The 1787-nt window shown below is 61.5% G+C and carries 1 protein-coding gene and 1 pseudogene; one reads left to right on the top strand and one right to left on the bottom strand.

Annotated features, from left to right (window positions below):
- Positions 1-284 (bottom strand): annotated as a pseudogene (locus BMX17_RS24790) (hypothetical protein); the annotation flags it as partial.
- 391 nt (positions 285-675) lie between these two features.
- On the opposite strand from BMX17_RS24790, the gene BMX17_RS24785 reads away from it, so the two are divergent.
- On the top strand, positions 676-1668 hold the full coding sequence (locus tag BMX17_RS24785) for a transposase (protein WP_092665303.1): 993 nt from the start codon (positions 676-678) through the stop codon (positions 1666-1668).
- The last annotated feature ends 119 nt before the right edge of the window (positions 1669-1787 follow it).

Raw genomic sequence — 1787 nt, 5'->3', positions numbered from 1 at the left:
TCGGCGTCGGACGCGTTGACTGCGACGACGCCACCGCATCTGCTCGCCGTCGAGTCAAACGTGATCGTTCCGTTGCCGGACTCGTCGACGGTCACGTCGTATTGCTGGCCCGACTCGCGGTCGAGTCGAACTGTGTCCGTCCTGTTGGTCGGATCGCCGTCTGATTGCGTCGCGGGCGGTGTCGCACCCGGCGCAAACCCAGAGGCGACGACCGCACCGGCCGCGACGAGCAACACTGCTGACAGCCCGAGCGCGTACAGCGCGATGCGGTAGTCACGTTGCATGGTGGGCACCTCGGTTTCGGAGAGCGGGTCGGAGCGGGTCGTTGCCTGTCTCACGGTGCATCTGTCTTACCTGCATTGCGGGGACTCGTTCGTACATTGGTGGTGTGTTGCAACCGGCCACCGGCTCGACGGGCGGCGTGGGACCCAAACAGGGGAACCATACGACAGCGGGGATCGGCCGCGCCGTTGGCCGCCGGAGCTGATTGCGACATCTGGGCATTGTGAAAAAGGGTTGATAAAGCCCCGTTGGAAACGGGCATGAAATGGGTGTGAAACACGTTTCAGCAGTCGTTTCACCCGTTTCAGCGGCGCGAAATCCGACATTTTCTTGGGGCAGAGGGTGTCATAGAACGAGTAGCACACCAACGAGCAGGGTGAACGCTGAGGTGGTATGAGCCCAGCGACCCTGCAAGATCACCCTTCGGTAGACTCGTTCTTCAATGTCGCGGAGACGGAGACGTTAGCGTTGTTTGAGCATCTCTCCTTCGAGTTTCTCGAGGAGTTCGACGTGTTCGCCCCGGCGGAGACGGGGCGAACACGAGACCACGAACCGCCAGAGTTGATGCGTGGCTTCCTCCACTGCTACTACAAGGACATCTACGGCATTCGTCCGGTTGAACGGGAGCTTCAGAACACGGTTGTCTGGCTGAGCTGTGGCTTCGATCGACCGCCGTCGAGAGACGCGGTCGATCGCTTTCTCACCGACCTCGAACACGTCGTTGACGACGTCTTCACCCGGCTCGTCGAGCAGGCCGCCCGCCGCGGCCTGCTCGACTTGACCTATTGCATCGATTCAACCGACGTGAAGGCGATGCCCGCCGATCCAGATGCGTCGAAATGTTACGATCCAACCGCCGAAGAATACTACTACGGCTACGGCTGTACGATCGTTTCGACCGGGCAAAAGATCCCGATAGCAGCGGAATTCACCGAGAGCAAACAAGCACCGGAAGAGACGGCGATGCGCGTCACCCGTGACGCGCTCGCCGTCGCCCAGCCGATGTGGATGGTCGGTGACAGCGCCTACGACACGCTCGACTGGCACGACCGCCTGCTGGCCGCAGGGGTCGTGCCAGTCGCCCCGTACAACGCGCGAAACACCGACGACCCGCTCGATATCGAGTACAGGGTCGAAGACCGCATCAGCGAACACAGCGATGACGTTCAGCTGAAACAGTCAACGTTGGATGAGACGTACAACCGCCGGACTGGCGTCGAACGAACCAACGACGCGGTCAAGGACTGCGGCCTCGGGCGAACGCACGCCCGAGGCCGCGTCCACGCACGAGCACAGGTGTTCCTTGCGCTGTGCCTTCGCCTCGTCGTCGCCATCACCAACTACGAACGAGGAGACAATCCGGGAAGTACCGTGATCACAGTGTGAGAACTCTTCTATGACACCCTCTGGGGCAACCAATCCGGACTGCGAGCTATGCGGAACGTCAAGCCCTCCCGAATCGCGCTGGCCCTCTCGCTCGTGGTTCTTGGCGGCAGTCTCGCCAC

The organism is Halorientalis persicus (assembly GCF_900110215.1).
In the GTDB taxonomy this organism is placed as follows: Archaea; Halobacteriota; Halobacteria; order Halobacteriales; family Haloarculaceae; genus Halorientalis; species Halorientalis persica.
Note: the sequence above shows the minus strand (reverse complement) of the source record. Positions and strands in the feature narration are given on the sequence as shown.

Coding starts and splice junctions, on each gene's coding strand:
- BMX17_RS24785 (WP_092665303.1), top strand. CDS start 676: ATGAGCCCAGCGACCCTGCAAGATCACCCTTCGGTAGACTCGTTCTTC.